Consider the following 19,311-nt stretch of genomic DNA (forward strand, 5'->3'; position numbering starts at 1 on the left):
ACGCACAACCAGAGACGGAGATACCTGATGAAACGCTTTCACGTTCACCTGTCGGTTCAGGACCTGGAACCGAATATCCGATTCTACTCCACCCTGTTCGGGCAGGCGCCCAGTCGACAGGAGGGCGACTACGCCAAATGGATGCTGGAGGATCCCCGCATCAACTTTGCCATTTCAACCCGTGGTGCCTCGTCAGGACTGGATCATTTCGGGTTCCAGATGGATGATGACAACGAGCTGGAGCAGTTGCGGGAGCGTGCCCGGGAAGCGGACGCGGCCATCCTTGATGAAGGCGCTACCCAGTGCTGCTATGCAAGCAGCAACAAGCACTGGCTGATGGATCCGCAGGGCCTGCCCTGGGAGCATTTCGTCACCATGGGAGAGATACGCCATTTCGGGGTCGCACCCGCTCTTGCGGACAGCCCTGAGTCAGGCACATTGAATGCGAAGGAAAGGGCATCAGATGGTGCAAAGGGAAATACCTGTTGTGGGTAGTCAATCCGCGCTGGTACAGGACAGCGTTGACAGCGGGGCAGCCCACCGGCCTGCGGCGGAGGTGGACGACGCCTATCGCGCCCTGCGCAAGGGATTGCTGGGCTTTCTTCGCGCCAATGTCCACGAGCCATCATTGGCGGAAGACCTGCTGCACGAAGTGTTCGTGAAAGCCACCAGGGCCCTGGATCAGGGTGAGCGGCCCACCAATCTCTCCGCCTGGCTCTATCGGGTCGCCCGCAACACCCTGATTGACCATTATCGCCGTGAACGCCCCACGGCGGAGGTCCCCGAAAACCTGGAGGCAGGGGCGCCCTTTTCCCTGCCCCCGGAGCAGACCCTCGCGCTGTGCCTGAAGCCGTTTATCAATGAACTGCCCGAGAAGTACCGGGAGGCGTTGCTGGCCACGGCCATCGAGGGTCGGAGTGTGGCGGATTGGGCCCGCGACACCGGGCTGTCCTCATCCGCCGCCAAAAGTCGCGTCAGCCGTGGCAGGGCGATGCTTCGGGAAAAAGTACTGGACTGCTGTCACGTGGAAGTGGACCGGACGGGAGAAGTGCTGGATTACCATCGGCGCGAGTAGCCTGCTTCTACTGTTGGCGACCAAACCACTGCAAAAGGCGCTCGTAGACCTGCCGGTTGTTCAGCAGGTCAAAGTGATTCAGGCCATGGAAGACGGCCTGCCGTTCTGGCGGGACTGGCAGGCAGCGAGCGCTGTCCCGGTGCTGACCCAGGGCACTTTTCAGGGGGACCAGACCATCACCTCGTTCGATCCAGGGGAAAGCCGAGGGGGATGGCTGGTTCGTTGCGGCCACTGCGTAGCATTGGGTGCCGGGTGGGAAGCGTTCGGGGATACCGTTTCTGTCATGGGCTGCATCACCGATATTGCCTTCACGAAGATCCTGGATGCCTGCGCTGCGAACCTTGCCAATTCGGCTGATCGGAGCGCTGTAGGGGCTGATGCCCAGCAGGAAATCCAGGCCGCTGCCCAGGCGCTCCAGTGTCGACCCATGGTGGGGCGTGCCGAGGAAAACGATCTTCTTCAGACGTGTCGGCCAGTGGTGCCCGGCTTCCTGCCCCCACCGGCAGGCACTGCGGGATACCAGTCCGCCCATGCTGTGCCCCAGGATCACCAGCTCCTCGACCGTGACGGGCCACTGGCTGACCAGGTCCTCCAGCAGGTCGGCGAAGTCACGACCGTTATCGGTCACCCGGCGACCGCTGTTGTAATGCAGGTACAGGGGCGTATAGCCAAGATCGCGCGCGAGTGCCGAACCATGATCGTGATCCTTTTTCTGCCAGTGGCGATCGTTCATGCAGAGGCCATGGACCAGGATCAGCAGTCGGTTCGATGGTTCCGGAAAACGCGACTCTAGCGCCCCGCGCTCCAGATCGAGAGGCCGGCCACCGGACCGAAAGCGGGTGGGAATAGCCAGTGGGTTGCCCGACCGCACCAGATAATCGCCCAGTACGCCATTGACCACAGAGCGGGCCGCCTCCCGCTGTGGGGAAGGGTCCTGAACGGGCAGCAGTGGTGACAACCGGCCCAGGCCTGTATCCAGACCCCAGCCAACCAGCGTGGAGACCCGGCGGATGTTGCGATAGACCAGGCCGGTAATACCCCGGGTGGGCCCGGCGCGGGACGGCCCCACAAGCGGTGCCAGCCCGGCAACATTACGGTGCATGCCTTCGACAACATCGGTCACGCCATCAAACCCGGCGACAATCAGGCGGCTGGTGCCGATCAGGTCCGCGGATATGGGCGGGGTGTCGCGGGATTCAATGGGGCTTCCACGTCCATGGTCTGAGGTCATGGCGATGCGTCCTGGGCGCGGGTGGCTGGCCGGCGGGATGTGCCGGGCAGAAAACGCGATTTCACTATAGCATGGCATGCATCGGGGGTATCCAGCGGCCTGACCAGGTTGATTCCGGGGGCATGCCTCGGACTTTTCCTAATGTAGGCTCCCCTTCGAAAATACATTGATCACCACCACACCCGCAACAATCAGCCCCATGCCGATCACCCCGGCGGGATCCAGTTTCTGGCCGAACAACAGCCAGCCGATCAGGGTGATCAGTACGATGCCCAGACCCGCCCAGATGGCATAGGCAATGCCCACGGGAATGGCCTTGAGGGTCAGCGCCAGGAAATAGAAGGCTACGGCGTAGCCGATCACGACAATCACACTGGGCCAGAAGCGTGTAAAGCCGACGCTGGCCTTGAGGCTGGATGTGGCAACCACTTCGGCCATAATCGCGGTGCCCAGGAACAGCCAGTTTTTCACGGGATACCTTCTCCTGTTACTGCGTATTAAGTCCCAGTTCCCGCTGCTTCTTCCTGGTCAGCCCCAGTGAAACCAGGCGGTGGGATTCCCGGAGGTAGTATCGCAGGTCATCGTCGCCGGTGTCAGTGACCCCATATTGCTGAATCCATTTCATGCCCCGCGAGGCCAGGTAAGGCGCGGGCCGGAAGCCAGGCTGCTCCTTCAGGATCTCGAAGTCCAGGTCGCAGGTCTTGAAGGTGAAAGCTGGCTGTTCGTCCTTCTGCCAGCCGCCGATGGCAAACACCTTGCCGCCGACTTTCCAGACGTCGGAATTGCCCCATTGCACGACGTGGGTGGTGGCGGGAAGGGCGCGGCAATAGTCGTTGAATTCGTCGTAGGTCATGGGGTGCTGTGAACGCCTCGACTGTAGCTCTACCAGACAGAAACTGGCCGAGGTAAAATCTCCGCTAAAGGATCGATAACGTCAAGGATAGATGACCCATGAGAAACTTCCTGCTACTGCTTTGCCTTCTTGTCGCTCCCCTTGCCCTGGCTGGCACCTACCGCTGGGTTGACGAAAACGGCCAGACACACTTTGGTGACCGTCCACCGGCGGACGCGATGTCCGATGAAGTTGACCTGGACCCTACTCCCGCAGAGCCGGATGCAGCAGCCCGCGAGCGCCATCAGCGGATGCAGGAATTCCTGGAGCAGAGCGAGCAGGAACGCACCGAGCGCAACGAGAGAGAGGCCCGGGCGGAGGCCATGTCAGCCGATCGTGAAGCCCGGTGCGACGCCTTGCGGGGACGCCTGAAATACCTGAAGAGCGTGTCCCGTATCTACCGGGTCAACAACGAGGGCGAGCGCGTTTACGTGGACGATGACGAAAACGAGCGGTTGCGCCGCGAATTCCGGGCCCGGGTCCAGAATGAGTGTGGTGGCTGACTCGCATTAAATAACAAGTATACTTGTAGAGTTATTGCCAGCGTGTACTATAGTTACAAGCAAACTTGTAATTTTTGGTCGCTATGAATCTCATACTACAAGTACACTGGGAAAATAAATGGCGCGACGCTGGTGTTGTCACGTTTCATGACGAATCGTCCGGCCTTCTGGGAAAGCCGAGTTTCAGCTACGAGACGCACTACATCGTGGAAGCGCTTGAGCATTTGGGCGACTTTACGGCTGAAAACCTGATCGACCGGACAGCGGTTGGGGTGAACCTTCCCTGCCACTTTGGTGGTGACTACGTTGATGGCGAAATCGCGCCAGTGCTGCGGGATATTATTCCCCAGGGTGCCGGCCGGCGACACTGGATCAGAATGCTTGGCCTTGAGCGGGACCCGGCCCAGGCCATCGATGCCAGGCTGCTGGCGGAAGGGTGCATCGCGCCCATTGGCAATCTGCGCATCAGGGAGGCCGCCGAAGCTTTCGAGGAGAGCCTTGAAACCCAGAGCGTTCAGTGGTTCTCACGCGACGATATCAGCACCCGCGCCGAAGGGGTGATCGATTATGCCCAGGGGCTTGGGCTCGCCATTGGGGGCGGTACAGGTGCCGGCGGGGATGCTCCCAAGCTCCTGCTGGTGGAAAACCGAAAAGGACAGTTTGCGTTTGAGGGCACGGTTCCTGAGACGGAAATACATAGGCATTGGCTGGTGAAGTTTCCGCGTGGACGGAAAACCGCCGATGACATCGCCGTCCTGCAAGGCGAGGCAGCCATATACGCCGCCCTGGAGGCGCTGGATTTCAACACGATCCGAGACTCCAGCCTGTGGGAAACGGAGTCCAGACATGCCCTCTGGTTACCCCGGTTTGACCGGGAGGTCACACACCACGGGATCCTTCGCCATGGCGTTGAATCCATCTACTCCCTAGTGGGACGGATTGGCGACGGTGCGGCCCTGGATCATGAGCAGGTTTTCGACAGAATGAAAACCTGTGTGACCCAGCCCGCGGATCCAGACCAGTTGCTGGCGGACTACCTGATCCGGGATGTACTGAACACAGCTATCGCCAACCGTGACAATCATGGGCGAAACACGGCGCTGATCAAGCTGGAAAAGGATATCGCCCTGGCACCCGCCTTTGACCTTGCCCCAATGGCGCTCGACCCGGAAGGCATTGCCCGGACCACGGTCTGGCCCCGGGAGCTTCGGGCCAGTAATGGCATGGACCCGAACTACCCCAAGGTAATCACCACGCTGGCGGACATGCCCGAACGGGCTGCCGGGTTATTCCGGGATGAACTCCGGAAACTGGCACCGCTCCGGGAGGAACTGGTCAGGCAAGGGGCCCCCGCGCCAATGATGGCGCTGCCGGCATTGCAGGTGGATGTGATTGGCCAGGTGATTGCTGAAATGGACAGAATGCTGGGCACCGGGGAGTAAGCTGTATGCCGCGACTGAAAAAACCATTGAGTGCCAGTGAGAGGGTGGCGTCTCGTGAGGAAATCCTCGGGCTTCTGGATAGCGGGGAAATCTCCATCGGGCAGGCGATCCGGCGCATGCGCCTGGAGTGGACCGGCCTCAGCCAGGGGCACTTCGGGAAAATAGTCGGCCTGTCCGCCAACACCATTTCCGCGATCGAACGTAACGAGGAGAACGCCACCCTCCAGACCCTGAACCAGATTCTCCGGCGCTTTGGGATGGAGCTTACGATTCGGCCGCGTCGGTGACCTGATCATTGACCGCTGACCGTGACCGGCTCGGGGCCACGGTTTTGTTTGTGTACGAGTCTCCAGCGTTCTCTATTTTTTCTGGCGCGTCACCAGGACAATGCCGATCATCAGCAGAACACCGCCGACAACGAAATTGGTGGTCAGTGGTTCATCCAGCAATAGCGCACCGAACAGCACACCGAACACCGGAGACAGGAACGAGAAGACCCCGAGTTGCGAGGCCCGGTAGCGGCGCAGCAAAGTGAACCACAGCAACAGGGCGGCGAAGGCAATCACCAGGGTCTGGAAGGAAGGCATGGTTCCGTGCCTCAGGCGTTACAACCACCGTTTCGTTCAGGCAGCGCCAGTATTCCCTCTACAGTCTCGCCCCGGACCAGGCCATCGCCGGGCAGGGCGTGATGCTGGCCACCTATCCGGTGGTGGCTGACTGTCTGGCGAGAGGGATACTGGTGCGGCCATTCGGTGAGGAATACACCCTGGCCACACCGTTCACCGACGACCTGCTCCTGCCGGCTTCAGGCACAGCGCCCCCGGCGGTGCAACGGTTTGTGGACTGGCTGGTGGCGGGGGCGCGGGGGTTCCGGCAGCCGATGAACCCGTGACAGATAGAGCGCGCAACAACCCGACGGTCCCTTTTCCTGGCCTCACTCGGCCGGGAGGTTCAGTTGCCAGGACACGCCAAACCGGTCATTGACCCAGCCGAACTGCCGGCTGAAGCTGTAGTCATCCAACGGCATCAGGACCTCGCCACCCTCTGACAGGATGCCAAACACCCGCTCCAGCTCCGCCAGTGAATCAACGTCCACGAAGATGGATATGGATGGCGTAAAGTCAAAATCATGGGTCATCGGACTGTCTGAACACAGGTACTCACGACCGCAAAGGGTGAAAACGGCCACCTTGATCGTGCCAGCGGGGCCGGGCTCACCTTGCCCCCAATGTTCCACATGCACCATGCGGGAATCAGGGAAGGTATCGAAATACAGGTCCAGCGCGGCCTGGGCACGGCCTTGCTGGAACATGAGGAAGGGGCGGGCGGTAGTCATTGGGCGTCTCCATTTGGCCTGACTAAGGGTGGCGGACGATGGGTTGTCATTCTGCCGTTCCTGATGCTGACAGACAGTATCCTACTAGAGCTATGGCAGATCGTGTGACACCCGGACTATTCGCCCGGCCGGATGTGCTTCAGAACCCGTATGGGACCGTCTGCCCCATTGCAAAACACTCGTATTCGGTGTCGACAACTCTCCAGCTCATGTTGGCTATCGCTGAGCGTGCTGCTTTCGTAGCCCTCAAACACCCACCTTGGTGTGTCAGCGAACGGACTGGCCAACTCGATCGGCGTAGGTTAGAGCTTCATCCCGAGTTCCACGCCACTTGGCGACTCGGTCTCCTTCCTGAAAATGATTCCGGGGAAGAAAGGTTGTGATGAGGCGGTTAAACAGGACCTTTTGTCCGACGGTACAAACCCGATTCGAAGGAGAATCACATGAACAAATTACATTCGCTGGCCTTTTACGCATTGGTGACACCAACCATTGCAATGGGGTCTGGGGTGCTGCTTGCCGAACAGTCTGCCGACAAGGATGGCGTTGAGAAGCAGCAGAGCACCGAGCATGGAGAAGACACCATGGAGTCCACAAGCAACACCATGCCAAGTGACCAGAAAGCGGATCACCAGGCCGGCATGCAGAACGAGTCCTACATGCACTCCTCTCCGGCTGATGGCATGCGGGCGACCGACCTTATCGGCGCTGAGGTTATAACCGCTGGCGACGAGGAAGTCGGATCAGTGAGTGAGCTGATTATCGATAAAAATGGTCAGGTCGTCTTCATTGTCGTTGGCGTCGGTGGATTCCTGAGTATGGGTGAGAAAGACGTAGCCATCGGGTGGGAAAACGTAACCAGGTCGAGCAGTTCTGACAAGTACGAGCTCCGGATCGACGTGACCCGTGAGGAGCTGCAGTCTGCGGCGGAGTTCAAAAAGCAGCAGTAAATTGCAGTACCCCGCACGTTTGTTGAAATGAATAGACGGCAGGGCTCAAATCCCTGCCGTTTCTGCTTCACAAGGCGGCCAAAAGAGAGAACGATGAACAAGGACACCATCGAAGGTAACTGGCGCGAACTCAAGGACAGGGGCGGAAGTGTGTTGTCCTAGGCTAACGACGACTAATAGAACTCCGAATCTAATGCATTGCGCACAGCATCTATATCGCCCTGGAATGACATCGCCTGTTCTGAACGGGCCAAGGCCATTTGTGCATGTTTCCTGGCAGCGGCGCCCATCATTCTGTTATCTGACTCGGCCAATGCACGAAAAGCTTTCTGCAGCCTGATGGCCACTTCGACGATTGCCGAGCCGTCCCGTGCGATCGCCGTAAACGCATCGTCGAACAAATCATCAACTATCAGCGTCGGCACCGATACTCGGTCATAGGTGATCGCCTGTAATCTGTCCTTTTCAAGCGGGGATTGCCAAAGGGTTAAAAGTCGCACCATAGCGCCTATGACATTGATTGCGGTTCCCGGGTCATTGATGCCTGGCGAAAGCGCCTTGCCCGCTATCTCGGACAACGCCAGAAGGCCGAAGCGGGGATCATCATCGAAGGCGCGGTTCGAGCGGATTGTGAAGGCAGCGGAGAAGTCGTCTGGCTTGAACGCCTCGCACCCCTCTACATATAGCAGCGGACGGGTTGTGCTCACAAATGTCCCGGGCAGGGCTGACACCACCACATGGCAATTCAGCTCGTCAGCGTGGGATTGTAACTTCTCCAGATCAATATGCTGGATATAGCCAACTTTCGGGGAACATACGGAAACACCCTTGTCTGGGGCCTGATGCGGCAAAACTGCCAAAGCACCCAGCGTGGGAGCGTGGCGGCGACGATCCAGAGCGTCGGCGGCAGCTTTTTCAACCTGTTTAATCGTGTTCACCACCCGGCCAAGCCGGGCAATTCTGTCGACCCAGCGAACGAAAGTGACGATGACAGTGGCAAGCACGATAACGGTGAGCACGAAGACCGCACACAGGCCGGCGGAGTCGTAGAGGTCATTTTTGACGGCAATCAGGGAAACAATGCTGAAGATGAAGGCCCCTATGAATACAGATAGGGCATTCTGGGAAACGTCGTCATCAATAACCAGTGGTATGGATCGGGGTGTCGCACCGGTACTGGCAGATGCATAGGCGGCGACCATGGAGCCTACCGCGAAAGTCGCAATAACCAGCATGCTCGAAGCCATGATGGACAGCAGGGTTTCGACAGAGTCCAGATTGACCTCGGGTAACACTCTGGCAAGGCCCAGATCGTCAGCGAGCTTGGCCAGGAATGTTGCTCCAATCGAAAGCACGCAAAGGAATAGCGGCTTGACCCACAGGCGTTCTTTAATCTGACTGTAAAAAAAGCGCAGCCTGTCAGCGCTCCATAGTGGCGATCGGCCCATCCCCATATCCTCCATCATTATGCGTAATATTGGCAGAAAGCTGCGTGAGAAAAGCGTAGCCGCGTCCAAGAGTCCGGGGTAATGGCTGGTTCAGCTCACGAATACGCAGAGGTCTGTTGACCCGGCCGAGACTGGAAACGCCTCGCTGTGGCGGGACACTAGGCAGCACAGGACTTCGGTGCATCGAAAAATTCCTGGAAAGTCCTGGTCACATCCTGTGGAAGGCGCGTGCGGAGCCTTGCTGTGAGTTAACCGCATAGGCGGGTACCGGGGGCAACCGAGATACCACTCGAACCGTTTGTCTTGACGGATTCTCACACCGATGGTGAAAACCGTCTGTTCGATAACCAACGCACGCGACAAACCGGATCAGTCCCGGTCACCCCATGTCGACTGGCGCTCGGTGTGGCAACGCACCGACGCCGCAACCGCTCTCGAGTAATGCTGGCTACCATCTATGCAACTGAAGCAGCTCGGCATCCAGGAGATGCTCTCTTGCGACCGCCAGCGGCTCGAGCACGACGCCGGAACTGTCGTTGAATGATGTATGAGGGGTCACCGATGGACCTGAAAAGTGGCTATCCATTCTGGGCAGTGAAGAATGGGCTTATGTATGCCTTCCCGCAGCTGGACAAGGATCGGAGTTGTGATGTGGTAGTGGTGGGCGCGGGTATCACCGGCTCGCTGATTGCTGATGAACTGGCCGGTCATGGCCACGATGTGATCGTGCTTGATCAACGGGACGTTTGCTGGGGCAGCACTTCCGCCAGCACCGCCTTGCTCCAGTATGAAATCGACACCCATGCGACGGATCTGGCCAAACGCTACGACCAGGCTTCGGCACTCCTGGCCTATCAGTCCAGCTTGCACGCGATAGCTGAGATCGGGGAGTTGGCGCAACAGGTCGGAGATGTCGATTTCGCCCACTGCGACAGCCTTTACTATGCCAGCAATCGCGCTGACCACCCACGCCTGGCCGAGGAGTTCGCCTGGCGCGAGGAACACGGTTTTCCGGTTCGCTGGCTGAGCCGCGCCGGGCTCAAGGACGAGTACGGGCTGACAGCACCTGCAGCCATCCTGAGCTCGGTGGCGGCAAGGGTTGACCCATACAGGCTCGCCTCAAGACTGCTGAAGCGCATACAGCGAAAGGGTACAAGCGTATTCGATCGCACCCAGGTGACCTCCATCAAGACGACCGCGCGATCGGTAAAGCTCACCACTGACAGCGGCATGGTGATCAGGGCAAAGCACGCCGTGATTGCAAGCGGCTATGAATCACAAAGCTGGCTGCGCCAGCGTGTTGCAAAGAATCTCAGCAGCTACGCCTATATTAGCGATCCCGTCGACCCGGCGGAGTTGCAGTGGCTGGCAACCACCATGCTGTGGGAGTCCTCGCGACCGTACATCTACTTGCGCACTACCGGAGAAGGAAGGCTCCTGGTGGGTGGCGAAGATGACGCCCGGGACCTGCCGGCCCGCCGGGATCGGTCAGTCGAGCGCAAGACGGCGACTCTGCAGCGTAAGGTGACGCGGCTATTCCCTCATCTCCAGGCCCGGCCGGCCTTTGCCTGGGCAGGCACTTTTGCTGAAACCAGCGATGGCCTGCCTTTATTCGGCCACCACCCTGAGTACGGCCCGCGCGTCCTGTTCGCGCTCGCCTACGGTGGTAACGGCATCACCTACAGTATGATCGGCGCCGGCTTGTTGCGCGCCCAGATTGAACGCCGCTCGCACCCATTGACCGCGTTGTTTGCTTTTGCCCGGCTAGGAAGACTGTTCTAAACGATACCTGATGTAACGACACTTGAATCGACAACCCCTCCCGTTGTCGGTATGGTCCCTGAAAGACTCGAGTCCTGTAATCGCAGGAATGCCCAGTGCAATCCGGGCATAAGCGAAAAGTCTGTCTGTGCAGTATTGCACCTGCTCGTTGTCCTGATCCGGCGTTTCACAGCACTCCCGCTGTCTGGACTCCGGTGTTGTCGGTCATCTCTGTTTGGGGACCCCAGGTGCGAACAGATACAGGTGTACGCCTTTCAATAGGAATGCCGATTCTGGCCGCGTTGCTGCCTTTATCGTTCCCCTTGTCTGCCGATGACGGCGAAGCCGGCTACCGGTTGCTGGAGCTGGACGGTTACAAGGTCAAGTGGGGTGAGCAGAGCTTCGGGGCGGGGGCACGCGTCAGCTATGCCTTTGCTGACCAGGAGCTGCGGTTCGATGATGCACGTAACTGCGGTGAGCTGGCGCCCATGAAAGCGCTTTCAGGACAGGAGTTTTCCTACGAGACACTGGTGCATGAGACCGCAGCGGCCTTCCGGGTCTGGGAGCGCGCTGCCAACCTTTCATTTTATCAGGTCAGCAATATCCAGGAGGCGGACATCATTCTCGGGGCCCAGGGCCAGCCGTATATGGGGGCGTTGGCCAATGTGACCTACGCGTCCGGGGAAAAGGAAGATGTACGTGCCATCAAACAGGCGCTGGTGTGCCTGAATCCCGACCACAAATGGAAGGTCGGGTTTGATGGCAACAAGGATGCCTATGACATCCGCTATACGCTGATTCATGAAATTGGCCATGCCATCGGCCTGGACCATCCCGGCCCCTCCGGGCAGGTGATGGGGTTCCGCTATACCGAGGATTTCCCCGAACTGCAGCCCGGTGATCTTCGGGGAATCCGGCGACTTTACGGGCAAGCCGTCAATGATGACCGGCTCGCCAATGGCCCGGAGCCAGCTCTGGCCAACCCATCGCTCTGAGCTGGTTCAGAAGTTGTAACCCAGTCCCACCGTGTAGGCCCAGGCGCCATCGTCCTGGAATGCATCGTCAACGTCATTGGAACTGTCAAAAAAGAACTGGTACTCGACCCGGGCAAGGAAGAATGTCTTGGTCTGCACATAGTACTTCAGGCCCGATTCCAGACCCGCGAAGGCACTGTCGTTGACGCCATCACCGTAGATGCCACCGAGACTTCCGCCAACGAACGGCCGGGCGCGCTCATCCAGGAACTGATAGTTGAGATAACCACGGGTTGAGCCGTTCCAGAAATCATCCTCGATGTCCTCGCCTTCGATACTGGCGTAATTGATGCTTTGCCGGACACCGGCCACCGTGTTGTCACGCAGGTACCAACCCAGATCGCCGCTCACGCCGAAGCTGCCGCTATCGAAACTCTGATCACTACTGCCAGTCCCGGAGATGGAGAATTCCCGGTCGCCCTCATCCGGGCCGATGTCGGCGGATTGTGCGGAGACTGTCAGGGGCAGTGTACCCAGAAGACAGACCGTGATTGCCGCAGTGTTGACTCTGTTCATTTTAAGCTCCTTAGCCTGAATTTCTCAGACTGCATTGCCAGAATGCGCCGTTACGTCCTTGGCGCGGGCCGTATCGCAGCAGATACCGACGCCTTCATCCGTTGCGAACGAAGACTCTCAGGATCCGCGCCGGACCGCTCGACTGTCTGTACGTAAGCGCACAGAAGGTATTGCCCAGGAAATAACGCCCCAAGCGTTCGGCAACGCACCGACCCGCCCGGGCACGACCTTTAGGATGGAATTGGTCCTGATCCCCTACGAGATATCCGGAGAAACAGGGCCCAAACGAACCATCCTAAGGAGATCAGCTCATGAGAAAGTTTCCGGTCGAAGGTAGTCCCAGCGCCGAAAAAGAAAAAGCCGGGAAGGTTGCCGGTAAGGAGACCGATGAAATCAAGGAGAATGAGAAGAAACCGGAGCGTCATGCCGGCAAGGACGACAGCGTGCTGTCGGATATCAATGACGACCCCAAAAAAGAAACCAGGTAAACGGTTTGGGAACATGATCCAAGCGCAGTAATGACGTTGCAGATGGCATGCAGGATGAAAGTCTCAGCTAACCACCAGAAGAAAAGTGAAATGGCGAGTAAGAGAATTCTGGCCCTTGTGTTGCTGGTTGTAGGTTCGATCCTGCTTTTTTGGCACCTGCGTGTGCCAGCGTACATACCTGGCAAAGTCGATTACCTATGCTGGACGTGGATGAGGTAAAGGAGTTGCCTGGACAGGACGTTACATCGCGCACCCCACGGAAGGCGGTGCCACCATCCATTCGGAGTTGTGAAAAGGAGGAGTGACAGATGAACAATATCGTCTACATAGTCGGTGCGGTCGTTATCGTCGTGGCGATTCTTTCCTTTCTTGGTTTTGGTTAGGATTTCACCCTGCCAGGTTTTGAATCAGCGGACGTTGGCAGGGTCAGTCTGGACTGGCCTTGATATGTGGGTCGCTTATTCTATCTGCTTCCTGCCTCTACGTGCGGCACTTCTTCAATTACCGTTCATAGTACGGCCTCTGATATGTCGCCGCGTGGTATACGGCAATATGAACAGATAGAGACCGGTGAGCATGAGTAGGGCCAGGGGGAGCAGAGTAATGACACCTGCCCAGAGGGTTATCTGTTCCGGTACTGAAACAAAATTGAGAACGATGTTGACGATGACAAGCACCGTGAACGTGATGGACAACCACCGATGAACTTGTCGAATCGATTTACTCCAATTCATAGGACCCTCCTCAGAACTATACCCCGTGAAAGAGGGCATCACCGTTTGCCCTGTAGACGTCGCATGACGCTGCCAGCATGCGCGGCCACGGAATGGGAGGCTAAACCGCAATGCAGTAACTGTGGCTGTGATTGTTAGAGCGTCTTTTCATATATGGATACAGCTTCGCCATTGTATTGCACCAGTTCCATGAACCGCCAACCTTCACGGGCGAGCAAAGAATTTGCCGTGCTGGTGCCTGTGTAGATTGTCTTGAAACCGAGGTTGCGGGCTACCTGCTCAAGGGCGGAGGCCATACGCGCACCAATACCGTTACGCCTGTATTGCGGCGCGACCATACCACCACCCACCCACGGCGAAAGATGTCCGTGTGTTGTGATGGACTCTGACTTAAGCGCTATAACCCCGCAGGGTTCCAAGCCGACAAATGCCACGAGGCCGACAGGCAATTGATTCCGGTTTGAATATGCCACAAGATCTCGGCGAGCATTACCGGGGCCACCCGCGCCATAATATTCGGACCATTCTGTCTGGAACAGGCGCTCAAGGACTGGCAGAGCTTCAGGATGATCTGCGAGGTAGCCGATGATAGGAGAAGTGGACATGGGGACTTGCGCTCTAACGATTGCTATTATAAATCAGTGACTTTGGTGCTCATGAGAGCACTGTTTCCAGAGAATCCAAACTTCTCGTACAATCTTTGAGCATCACGGGTTTGCAGCACCATTTGAGTACCCTTGATGGCTGGATGCGCAACCAGACATTCCATGATCCACTGCCCCAGACCTGCCCCCCGAAACTCTGGCTCAACCACGATATCAGCTACCCAAGTAAACGTAGCACCATCGGTGACTGCGCGCCCAAAACCAATTTGCTTTGCTCCAAGGTAAAGACCGAAACATATGGAGCCAGCAATCATGTGCTCTATGATTTCGCGAGGACGGCGATCTCCCCAATACGTTGCGGCGAGCAAGCGGTGGACCGTATCCAGTTGCACCCTGGATTTGTCGTCAGTGATTAGATAATCATCCTTGCGCCACTCCACTGATCGCTACTCCCTGATTTATAACAGCGTATTAGAAGGCTTTCATATTATTGCAAAAAACGAGAACGTCAGATAACTCCAAGAAAAAGTTGGGGCCTATCGAAAATAAACTAAATTCCAATCAATGAGTTGCACTAATCGGAAACAATAGTCTCGTAAATCGCGTGTCTTCCATATTTCGTGTTTTCAACATACCATTCACCATACCGGATTCGGTGCCGATTCCGGGACCGCTACACAACACAAAAAAGCCCGAACCGCCAAAGGCGGCCGGGCCAAGGACTGGCACTGGGGTCCAGTGCAACCGAGAAGGGTTTTCTTTACGAGCTGGTGGTGCCGCCGTCGATGGCGATGTTCTGGCCTGTGATGTGGCGGCCGGCTTCGCTGGCCAGCAGTACGGTCAGGCCTTTCATGTCTTCCTCGCCGCCGAAGCGGTTGAGGGGGATGCGCTCCAGCATCTTCTCGCCCATGGCGTCCAGCAGGCCCTGGGACATCTTCGACGGGAAGAAGCCGGGGCAGATGCTGTTCACGTTGATGTTGTAGTGGCCCCACTCCGCTGCCAGGGCGCGGGTGAAGTTGACGTTGGCACCCTTGGAGGTGTTGTAGGCGATGGTCTTCATGTCGCCGGGGTTACCGGACAGGCCGGCGATGGAGGCGATGTTGATCACCTTGCCGGATTTGCGGGGAATCATGCAGCGCTTGGCCACTTCCCGGGTGAGGAAGAACATGGCGTCCACGTTCAGGTTCATCACCTTGTCCCAGGCTTCATCCGGGTAGTCTTCCGCCGGGGCACCCCAGGTGGCGCCGGCGTTGTTGATCAGCACATCGATATCGCCGAAGGCGCCCACGGCCTCGTCCACGAAAGAGGAGATGGCGTCACGGTTGGACATGTCGGCGGTGATGGTTTTCACCTCGATGCCCATGTCCTTCAGGTGCTTTTCCGCTTCCTCCAGCTCATGCTGCTTGCGGGCGCTGATAATCACCCGGGCGCCCATTTCGCCCAGGGCTTCGGCCATCTGCAGGCCCAGGCCGCGGGAGCCGCCGGTCACCAGGGCGACCTTGCCGCTCATGTCGAAGAGTTGTTTGATGCTCATTGGGGGACTCCTGTTGTTGTCCGGTGCCCGACCCGGGGCCGGGCACCGCTATTGGATGTTAGGCGGTCTTGTCCAGGAGGTTGTCGCTGACCTGGCCCAGGTGGTAGTCCGCATCCCCGAACAGCAGGTTGACCAGGGTCAGCCGCTTGAACAGGTGGGCGGAGAACATCTCGTCGGTCACGCCCATGCCGCCGTGCAGCTGGACACCAGCCTGGCCCACTTCCCGGGCACCCTGGCCGATCAGCAGCTTGGCCTGGGAGATGGCCTCGCGGCGTGCGTCCCGGTCATCGGAGTCGGCGTAGTCTGCCGCCAGGATGGCCATGGAGCGGCCCTGCTGGGCGTGGATGAACATGTCCGCCATGCGGTGCTGCAGCACCTGGAACTTGGCGATGGGTACCCCAAACTGCTTGCGGGTCTGGGTGTACTCCAGAGTGGCCTCGGTCATGGCGTCCATGGTGCCCACGGCTTCCGCACAGACGGCGGCAGTGCCCTGGTCGATGGCCTTTTCCAGGGCCGGGAAGCCCTTGTCGGCCTCGCCCACGATGGCGTCGGCGGAGACTTTTACGTCCTTCAGGCTCACTTCGGCGGTGCGGAAACCGTCGTGGGTGGCGAAGTCGGTGACGGTCACGCCGCTGGCATCGGCGTCCACCAGGAACAGGGTGATACCGTTTTCATCGCGGACATCGCCGCTGGTGCGGGCAGAGATGATCAACTGGTTCGCCTGGCCGCCATGGATAACGGCGGTCTTGGCGCCGTTGAGCACGTAGTCGCTGCCGTCGCCCTTGGCCACGGTCTTCACGTGGGCCAGGTTGTAGCGGGCGCCATGCTCGTAGGCGGCCAGGGCCATCAGCCGCTGGCCACTGGCGATGGCCGGCAGGATGGCCTGTTTCTGGGCGTCGGAGCCGGCGTCTCGTACCAGTCCGCCGGCCAGTACCACAGTGGCCAGGTAGGGCTCGGTGACCAGGGCGCGGCCGAAGGATTCCATCACCAGCATGGTGTCGATGCCGTTGCCGCCCAGGCCGTCGTAGTCCTCGGGGAAGGTAAAGGCCAGCAGGCCCATTTCCGCCAGGGCGTTCCAGATGGTCCCGTCAGTGCCCTTGCCGGACTTGACGATCTCACGGCGTTTCTCAACGGTATACTCGTTGGCCAGGAAGCGGCGCAGCGAGTCCTGCAGCATCTGCTGCTCTTCAGTCAGTTCAAAATTCATGATCCGCTCCTTACAGGCCCAGAACCAGCTTGGAAATGATGTTGCGCTGGATCTCGTTGGATCCGCCGAAGATCGACAGCTTGCGCATGTTGAAGTAGTCGCCGGCACCGGGCACGGCATTCATGCTGCCCACCAGCGGGCCGTCGTAGTCCGGTTCCAGGGCATCCGGGATATGGGCGATGGCGTCCTGGCCGGTGGCTTCCATGGCCAGTTCGAACATGCGCTGGCCGATCTCGGTGCCACGGATCTTGAGGATGGAGGCCTCGGGACCGGGGCCGTTGGAGGCGGTCAGCACCCGCAGTACAGTGATTTCCAGGGCGCGCAGCTCGGCATCCAGTTGCGCCAGGCGGTCGCGGAAGCGGGCGTTCTCGATGATCGGCTTGCCGTCGTCCTGCTCCTCGCGGGCGATTTCTTTCAGGCGGCGCATCATGGCTTTCCACTGGCCGACATTGGCCAGTCCGGTGCGCTCGTGGCCCAGCAGGAATTTGGCGTAGGTCCAGCCCTTGTCTTCCTCGCCGATGCGGTTTTCCACCGGCACTTTGACGTTGTCGAAAAACACGTCGTTCACCTCATGCTCGTCGTCCAGCATGATGATAGGTTTGACGTCGATGCCCGGGCTCTTCATGTCGATCAGCAGGAAGGAGATGCCTTCCTGGGCTTTCACGTCCTTATTGGTACGCACCAGGCAGAAGATCCAGTCGCCGTGCTGGCCCAGGGTGGTCCAGGTTTTCTGACCGTTGACGATGTAATGGTCACCGTCGCGCTCGGCGGTGGTGCGCAGGGAGGCCAGGTCGGAGCCGGAACCGGGCTCGGAGTAGCCCTGTGACCACCAGACGTCGCCGCTGATGATGCCCGGCAGGTGGCGGTCCTTCTGTTCCTGGTTGCCGAACTTCATGATCACCGGCGCCACCATGCGCAGGCCGAAGTCCAGCTGGCGCGGGGCGCCGGCCAGGGCACATTCTTCCTCGAAGATCAGTTGTTCAACCTCGGTCCAGCCCGGGCCGCCGAATTCCTCGGGCCAGGTGGAGGCTCCCCAGCCCTGCTGGTACAGGATCTTCTGCCAGCGCTGGACCATGTCCTTGTTGGGACGCAGGCGTTTCTGGACCCGCTCCTGGATGTCGGCGGGCAGCTTGTCTTTCAGGAACTGGCGCACTTCCTGGCGGAAGGCTTCCTGTTCCGGGGTGTAATTCAGGTCCATGGATTGGTCTCGCTTTCGCTTTCGCTTCTGTTACGACAAGGGCCCCTGCGCATTCTCAGGGGCCCGGGGTCGGATTCGCAATCGTCCGTTCGGACGAACGTTCGGGTCAGGCCACTTCGAACAGGCCTGCCGCACCCATGCCGGTGCCGACACACATGGTGACCACGACGTATTTTACGCCACGGCGCTTGCCTTCGATCAGGGCATGACCGACCAGACGTGAGCCGGTGGTGCCGTACGGGTGACCCACGGCGATGGCGCCGCCGTTCACGTTCAGGCGGTCCATGGGGATGCCCAGCTCACGCTGGCAGTACAGCACCTGCACGGCGAAGGCTTCGTTCAGTTCCCACAGGCCGATGTCGTCCACGGTCAGGCCGGCACGCTTGAGCAGCTTGGGCACGGCGTAGACCGGGCCGATGCCCATCTCGTCCGGCTCGCAACCGGCCACGGCAAAGCCGCGGAAAATGCCCAGGGGCTGCATGCCGCGCTGTTCGGCCAGCTTGCCGTCCATCAGCACGCAGGCGGAGGCGCCGTCGGAGAACTGGCTGGCGTTGCCGGCGGTGACCACGCCGCCGTCCATCGCGGAGCGGATTTTGCTGACGCCTTCCAGGTTGGTGTCCGGGCGGATGCCTTCGTCCTGGGACACGGTGACTTCCTGGCTGGAAAGCTGACCGGTCTTCTTGTCGGCGACACCGGCGGTGGTGGTGATGGGCACGATCTCGTCGTCGAACTTGCCTTCCTCACGGGCCCTGGCCGCCAGGGTCTGGCTGCGCACGCCGTACTCGTCCATGTCCTCTTTCCTGATCTTGTAGCGATCCGCCACGGTCTCGGCGGTCTGCAGCATGGACCAGTACAGCTCCGGCTTGTTCTGCATCAGCCAGGGCTCGGCCATGTAGTTCTGGTTGACGGTGGCCTGGACGGTGGAGATGGACTCGACACCACCGGCGACCATCACCGGCACCTTGTCCACGGCGATGTGCTGGGCGGCCATGGCAATGGCCTGCAGGCCGGAGGAGCAGAACCGATTGATGGTGGCGCCGGCCACGGATACCGGCAGGCCGGCACGGATGGCACCCATGCGGGCGACGTCGTTACCGGTGGAGCCTTCCGGCAGGGCACAGCCCATCAGCACGTCTTCGATTTCGTTCGGGTCCACCTTGGAGCGCTCGACTGCATGCTGGATGGCATGGCCGGCCAGGGTGGCACCGTGGGTCATGTTCAGACCGCCGCGCCAGGACTTGGCCAGGGGCGTGCGGGCGGTGGATACGATGACAACATCATTGGACATAATCTTTCTCCTGTGTGCCGAAGCCCGTGAGGGCCCCGGCGGTCAATTCGTTGATTCCGGGGACGCTCG

General features: G+C 59.2%; 23 protein-coding genes. 10 read left to right on the forward strand and 13 right to left on the reverse strand.

Annotation, left to right across the window (positions count from 1 at the left end; genetic code table 11):
• Positions 1 to 27: 27 nt before the first annotated feature.
• Both ACJO2E_RS16095 and ACJO2E_RS16100 read left to right on the forward strand, forming a co-directional pair.
• The gene (locus ACJO2E_RS16095) at positions 28 to 495 is read left to right on the forward strand and encodes an ArsI/CadI family heavy metal resistance metalloenzyme (protein ID WP_406965168.1); all 468 of its coding nucleotides are present in this window, start codon (positions 28 to 30) and stop codon (positions 493 to 495) included.
• Positions 488 to 1,075: a sigma-70 family RNA polymerase sigma factor gene (locus ACJO2E_RS16100; protein ID WP_406965170.1), complete on the forward strand. Its 588-nt coding sequence runs from the start codon at positions 488 to 490 to the stop codon at positions 1,073 to 1,075. The genes ACJO2E_RS16095 and ACJO2E_RS16100 overlap by 8 nt, the downstream gene beginning before the upstream one ends.
• A 7-nt stretch (positions 1,076 to 1,082) precedes the next feature.
• Here the strand turns inward: ACJO2E_RS16100 and ACJO2E_RS16105 are convergent, their stop codons facing one another.
• From ACJO2E_RS16105 to ACJO2E_RS16115, 3 genes are all read right to left on the reverse strand, one after another.
• Positions 1,083 to 2,306: an esterase/lipase family protein gene (locus ACJO2E_RS16105; RefSeq protein WP_406965172.1), complete on the reverse strand. Its 1,224-nt coding sequence runs from the start codon at positions 2,304 to 2,306 to the stop codon at positions 1,083 to 1,085.
• 138 nt (positions 2,307 to 2,444) lie between these two features.
• The gene (locus ACJO2E_RS16110) at positions 2,445 to 2,777 is read right to left on the reverse strand and encodes an SMR family transporter (protein WP_406965174.1); all 333 of its coding nucleotides are present in this window, start codon (positions 2,775 to 2,777) and stop codon (positions 2,445 to 2,447) included.
• A 16-nt stretch (positions 2,778 to 2,793) separates the two neighbouring features.
• Entirely contained in the window at positions 2,794 to 3,159 is a 366-nt protein-coding gene (locus ACJO2E_RS16115) for an MmcQ/YjbR family DNA-binding protein (RefSeq protein ID WP_406965175.1), read from the reverse strand.
• A 98-nt stretch (positions 3,160 to 3,257) separates the two neighbouring features.
• Here ACJO2E_RS16115 and ACJO2E_RS16120 point away from each other — a divergent pair, with 98 nt between their 5' ends.
• The 3 genes from ACJO2E_RS16120 to ACJO2E_RS16130 all read left to right on the forward strand — a co-directional run bounded on the left by ACJO2E_RS16120 (position 3,258) and on the right by ACJO2E_RS16130 (position 5,430).
• Entirely contained in the window at positions 3,258 to 3,701 is a 444-nt protein-coding gene (locus ACJO2E_RS16120; RefSeq protein WP_406965177.1) for a DUF4124 domain-containing protein, read from the forward strand.
• A gap of 272 nt (positions 3,702 to 3,973) precedes the next feature.
• Complete coding sequence (locus tag ACJO2E_RS16125) at positions 3,974 to 5,143, forward strand: HipA domain-containing protein (RefSeq protein WP_406965179.1); 1,170 nt, start codon at positions 3,974 to 3,976, stop codon at positions 5,141 to 5,143.
• 5 nt (positions 5,144 to 5,148) lie between these two features.
• On the forward strand, positions 5,149 to 5,430 hold the full coding sequence (locus tag ACJO2E_RS16130; protein WP_406965181.1) for a helix-turn-helix domain-containing protein: 282 nt from the start codon (positions 5,149 to 5,151) through the stop codon (positions 5,428 to 5,430).
• A 72-nt stretch (positions 5,431 to 5,502) separates the two neighbouring features.
• Here the strand turns inward: ACJO2E_RS16130 and ACJO2E_RS16135 are convergent, their stop codons facing one another.
• On the reverse strand, positions 5,503 to 5,730 hold the full coding sequence (locus ACJO2E_RS16135; protein ID WP_406965182.1) for an EamA family transporter: 228 nt from the start codon (positions 5,728 to 5,730) through the stop codon (positions 5,503 to 5,505).
• Positions 5,731 to 5,831: 101 nt separating this feature from the next.
• Between ACJO2E_RS16135 and ACJO2E_RS16140 the strand changes: the two genes are divergently transcribed.
• On the forward strand, positions 5,832 to 6,035 hold the full coding sequence (locus ACJO2E_RS16140) for a type 2 periplasmic-binding domain-containing protein (protein WP_406965183.1): 204 nt from the start codon (positions 5,832 to 5,834) through the stop codon (positions 6,033 to 6,035).
• 42 nt (positions 6,036 to 6,077) lie between these two features.
• Here ACJO2E_RS16140 and ACJO2E_RS16145 read toward each other — a convergent pair whose 3' ends face one another.
• The gene (locus ACJO2E_RS16145; protein ID WP_406965184.1) at positions 6,078 to 6,479 is read right to left on the reverse strand and encodes a VOC family protein; all 402 of its coding nucleotides are present in this window, start codon (positions 6,477 to 6,479) and stop codon (positions 6,078 to 6,080) included.
• Between the two features lie 443 nt (positions 6,480 to 6,922).
• On the opposite strand from ACJO2E_RS16145, the gene ACJO2E_RS16150 reads away from it, so the two are divergent.
• Positions 6,923 to 7,429 carry a PRC-barrel domain-containing protein gene (locus ACJO2E_RS16150; RefSeq protein WP_406965186.1) on the forward strand — a complete coding sequence of 169 codons (507 nt, stop codon included), beginning with the start codon at positions 6,923 to 6,925 and terminating at the stop codon, positions 7,427 to 7,429.
• Between the two features lie 173 nt (positions 7,430 to 7,602).
• On the opposite strand, the gene ACJO2E_RS16155 is transcribed toward ACJO2E_RS16150, so the two are convergent.
• A complete protein-coding gene (locus tag ACJO2E_RS16155; protein WP_406965187.1) occupies positions 7,603 to 8,877 on the reverse strand; it encodes a DUF2254 domain-containing protein in 1,275 nt (424 codons plus the stop codon).
• Between the two features lie 561 nt (positions 8,878 to 9,438).
• Here ACJO2E_RS16155 and ACJO2E_RS16160 point away from each other — a divergent pair.
• Together ACJO2E_RS16160 and ACJO2E_RS16165 are read left to right on the forward strand one after the other, a co-directional pair.
• Positions 9,439 to 10,659, forward strand: a complete 1,221-nt coding sequence (locus ACJO2E_RS16160) for an NAD(P)/FAD-dependent oxidoreductase (RefSeq protein ID WP_406965189.1) — start codon at positions 9,439 to 9,441, stop codon at positions 10,657 to 10,659.
• A gap of 263 nt (positions 10,660 to 10,922) precedes the next feature.
• Positions 10,923 to 11,633: a matrixin family metalloprotease gene (locus ACJO2E_RS16165; protein ID WP_406965191.1), complete on the forward strand. Its 711-nt coding sequence runs from the start codon at positions 10,923 to 10,925 to the stop codon at positions 11,631 to 11,633.
• Between the two features lie 6 nt (positions 11,634 to 11,639).
• On the opposite strand, the gene ACJO2E_RS16170 is transcribed toward ACJO2E_RS16165, so the two are convergent.
• Positions 11,640 to 12,188, reverse strand: coding sequence for a hypothetical protein (locus tag ACJO2E_RS16170; RefSeq protein WP_406965192.1), 549 nt, complete (start codon positions 12,186 to 12,188; stop codon positions 11,640 to 11,642).
• A gap of 311 nt (positions 12,189 to 12,499) precedes the next feature.
• On the opposite strand from ACJO2E_RS16170, the gene ACJO2E_RS16175 reads away from it, so the two are divergent.
• Positions 12,500 to 12,676 carry a hypothetical protein gene (locus ACJO2E_RS16175; protein WP_406965193.1) on the forward strand — a complete coding sequence of 59 codons (177 nt, stop codon included), beginning with the start codon at positions 12,500 to 12,502 and terminating at the stop codon, positions 12,674 to 12,676.
• Positions 12,677 to 13,544: 868 nt separating this feature from the next.
• Here ACJO2E_RS16175 and ACJO2E_RS16180 read toward each other — a convergent pair.
• The 6 genes from ACJO2E_RS16180 to ACJO2E_RS16205 form a co-directional block, all read right to left on the reverse strand.
• Positions 13,545 to 14,015, reverse strand: a complete 471-nt coding sequence (locus tag ACJO2E_RS16180; RefSeq protein ID WP_406965194.1) for a GNAT family N-acetyltransferase — start codon at positions 14,013 to 14,015, stop codon at positions 13,545 to 13,547.
• Positions 14,016 to 14,041: 26 nt separating this feature from the next.
• On the reverse strand, positions 14,042 to 14,455 hold the full coding sequence (locus ACJO2E_RS16185; protein WP_406965195.1) for a GNAT family N-acetyltransferase: 414 nt from the start codon (positions 14,453 to 14,455) through the stop codon (positions 14,042 to 14,044).
• Positions 14,456 to 14,775: 320 nt separating this feature from the next.
• Positions 14,776 to 15,549, reverse strand: a complete 774-nt coding sequence (locus ACJO2E_RS16190; protein WP_406965196.1) for an SDR family oxidoreductase — start codon at positions 15,547 to 15,549, stop codon at positions 14,776 to 14,778.
• Positions 15,550 to 15,607: 58 nt separating this feature from the next.
• A complete protein-coding gene (locus tag ACJO2E_RS16195) occupies positions 15,608 to 16,756 on the reverse strand; it encodes an acyl-CoA dehydrogenase family protein (RefSeq protein WP_406965198.1) in 1,149 nt (382 codons plus the stop codon).
• Between the two features lie 10 nt (positions 16,757 to 16,766).
• Positions 16,767 to 17,954, reverse strand: coding sequence for an acyl-CoA dehydrogenase family protein (locus tag ACJO2E_RS16200; RefSeq protein ID WP_406965199.1), 1,188 nt, complete (start codon positions 17,952 to 17,954; stop codon positions 16,767 to 16,769).
• A 106-nt stretch (positions 17,955 to 18,060) separates the two neighbouring features.
• On the reverse strand, positions 18,061 to 19,242 hold the full coding sequence (locus ACJO2E_RS16205) for an acetyl-CoA C-acyltransferase (RefSeq protein ID WP_406965201.1): 1,182 nt from the start codon (positions 19,240 to 19,242) through the stop codon (positions 18,061 to 18,063).
• Positions 19,243 to 19,311 lie beyond the last annotated feature (69 nt).

It is taken from the genome of Marinobacter shunpengi (genome assembly GCF_045449695.1).
GTDB lineage: Bacteria > Pseudomonadota > Gammaproteobacteria > Pseudomonadales > Oleiphilaceae > Marinobacter.

Coding starts and splice junctions, on each gene's coding strand:
- ACJO2E_RS16095 (WP_406965168.1), top strand. CDS start 28: ATGAAACGCTTTCACGTTCACCTGTCGGTTCAGGACCTGGAACCGAAT.
- ACJO2E_RS16105 (WP_406965172.1), bottom strand. CDS start 2,306: ATGACCTCAGACCATGGACGTGGAAGCCCCATTGAATCCCGCGACACC.
- ACJO2E_RS16115 (WP_406965175.1), bottom strand. CDS start 3,159: ATGACCTACGACGAATTCAACGACTATTGCCGCGCCCTTCCCGCCACC.
- ACJO2E_RS16120 (WP_406965177.1), top strand. CDS start 3,258: ATGAGAAACTTCCTGCTACTGCTTTGCCTTCTTGTCGCTCCCCTTGCC.
- ACJO2E_RS16130 (WP_406965181.1), top strand. CDS start 5,149: ATGCCGCGACTGAAAAAACCATTGAGTGCCAGTGAGAGGGTGGCGTCT.
- ACJO2E_RS16135 (WP_406965182.1), bottom strand. CDS start 5,730: ATGCCTTCCTTCCAGACCCTGGTGATTGCCTTCGCCGCCCTGTTGCTG.
- ACJO2E_RS16140 (WP_406965183.1), top strand. CDS start 5,832: ATGCTGGCCACCTATCCGGTGGTGGCTGACTGTCTGGCGAGAGGGATA.
- ACJO2E_RS16145 (WP_406965184.1), bottom strand. CDS start 6,479: ATGACTACCGCCCGCCCCTTCCTCATGTTCCAGCAAGGCCGTGCCCAG.
- ACJO2E_RS16150 (WP_406965186.1), top strand. CDS start 6,923: ATGAACAAATTACATTCGCTGGCCTTTTACGCATTGGTGACACCAACC.
- ACJO2E_RS16155 (WP_406965187.1), bottom strand. CDS start 8,877: ATGGGCCGATCGCCACTATGGAGCGCTGACAGGCTGCGCTTTTTTTAC.
- ACJO2E_RS16160 (WP_406965189.1), top strand. CDS start 9,439: ATGGACCTGAAAAGTGGCTATCCATTCTGGGCAGTGAAGAATGGGCTT.
- ACJO2E_RS16165 (WP_406965191.1), top strand. CDS start 10,923: ATGCCGATTCTGGCCGCGTTGCTGCCTTTATCGTTCCCCTTGTCTGCC.
- ACJO2E_RS16170 (WP_406965192.1), bottom strand. CDS start 12,188: ATGAACAGAGTCAACACTGCGGCAATCACGGTCTGTCTTCTGGGTACA.
- ACJO2E_RS16175 (WP_406965193.1), top strand. CDS start 12,500: ATGAGAAAGTTTCCGGTCGAAGGTAGTCCCAGCGCCGAAAAAGAAAAA.
- ACJO2E_RS16180 (WP_406965194.1), bottom strand. CDS start 14,015: ATGTCCACTTCTCCTATCATCGGCTACCTCGCAGATCATCCTGAAGCT.
- ACJO2E_RS16190 (WP_406965196.1), bottom strand. CDS start 15,549: ATGAGCATCAAACAACTCTTCGACATGAGCGGCAAGGTCGCCCTGGTG.
- ACJO2E_RS16195 (WP_406965198.1), bottom strand. CDS start 16,756: ATGAATTTTGAACTGACTGAAGAGCAGCAGATGCTGCAGGACTCGCTG.
- ACJO2E_RS16200 (WP_406965199.1), bottom strand. CDS start 17,954: ATGGACCTGAATTACACCCCGGAACAGGAAGCCTTCCGCCAGGAAGTG.
- ACJO2E_RS16205 (WP_406965201.1), bottom strand. CDS start 19,242: ATGTCCAATGATGTTGTCATCGTATCCACCGCCCGCACGCCCCTGGCC.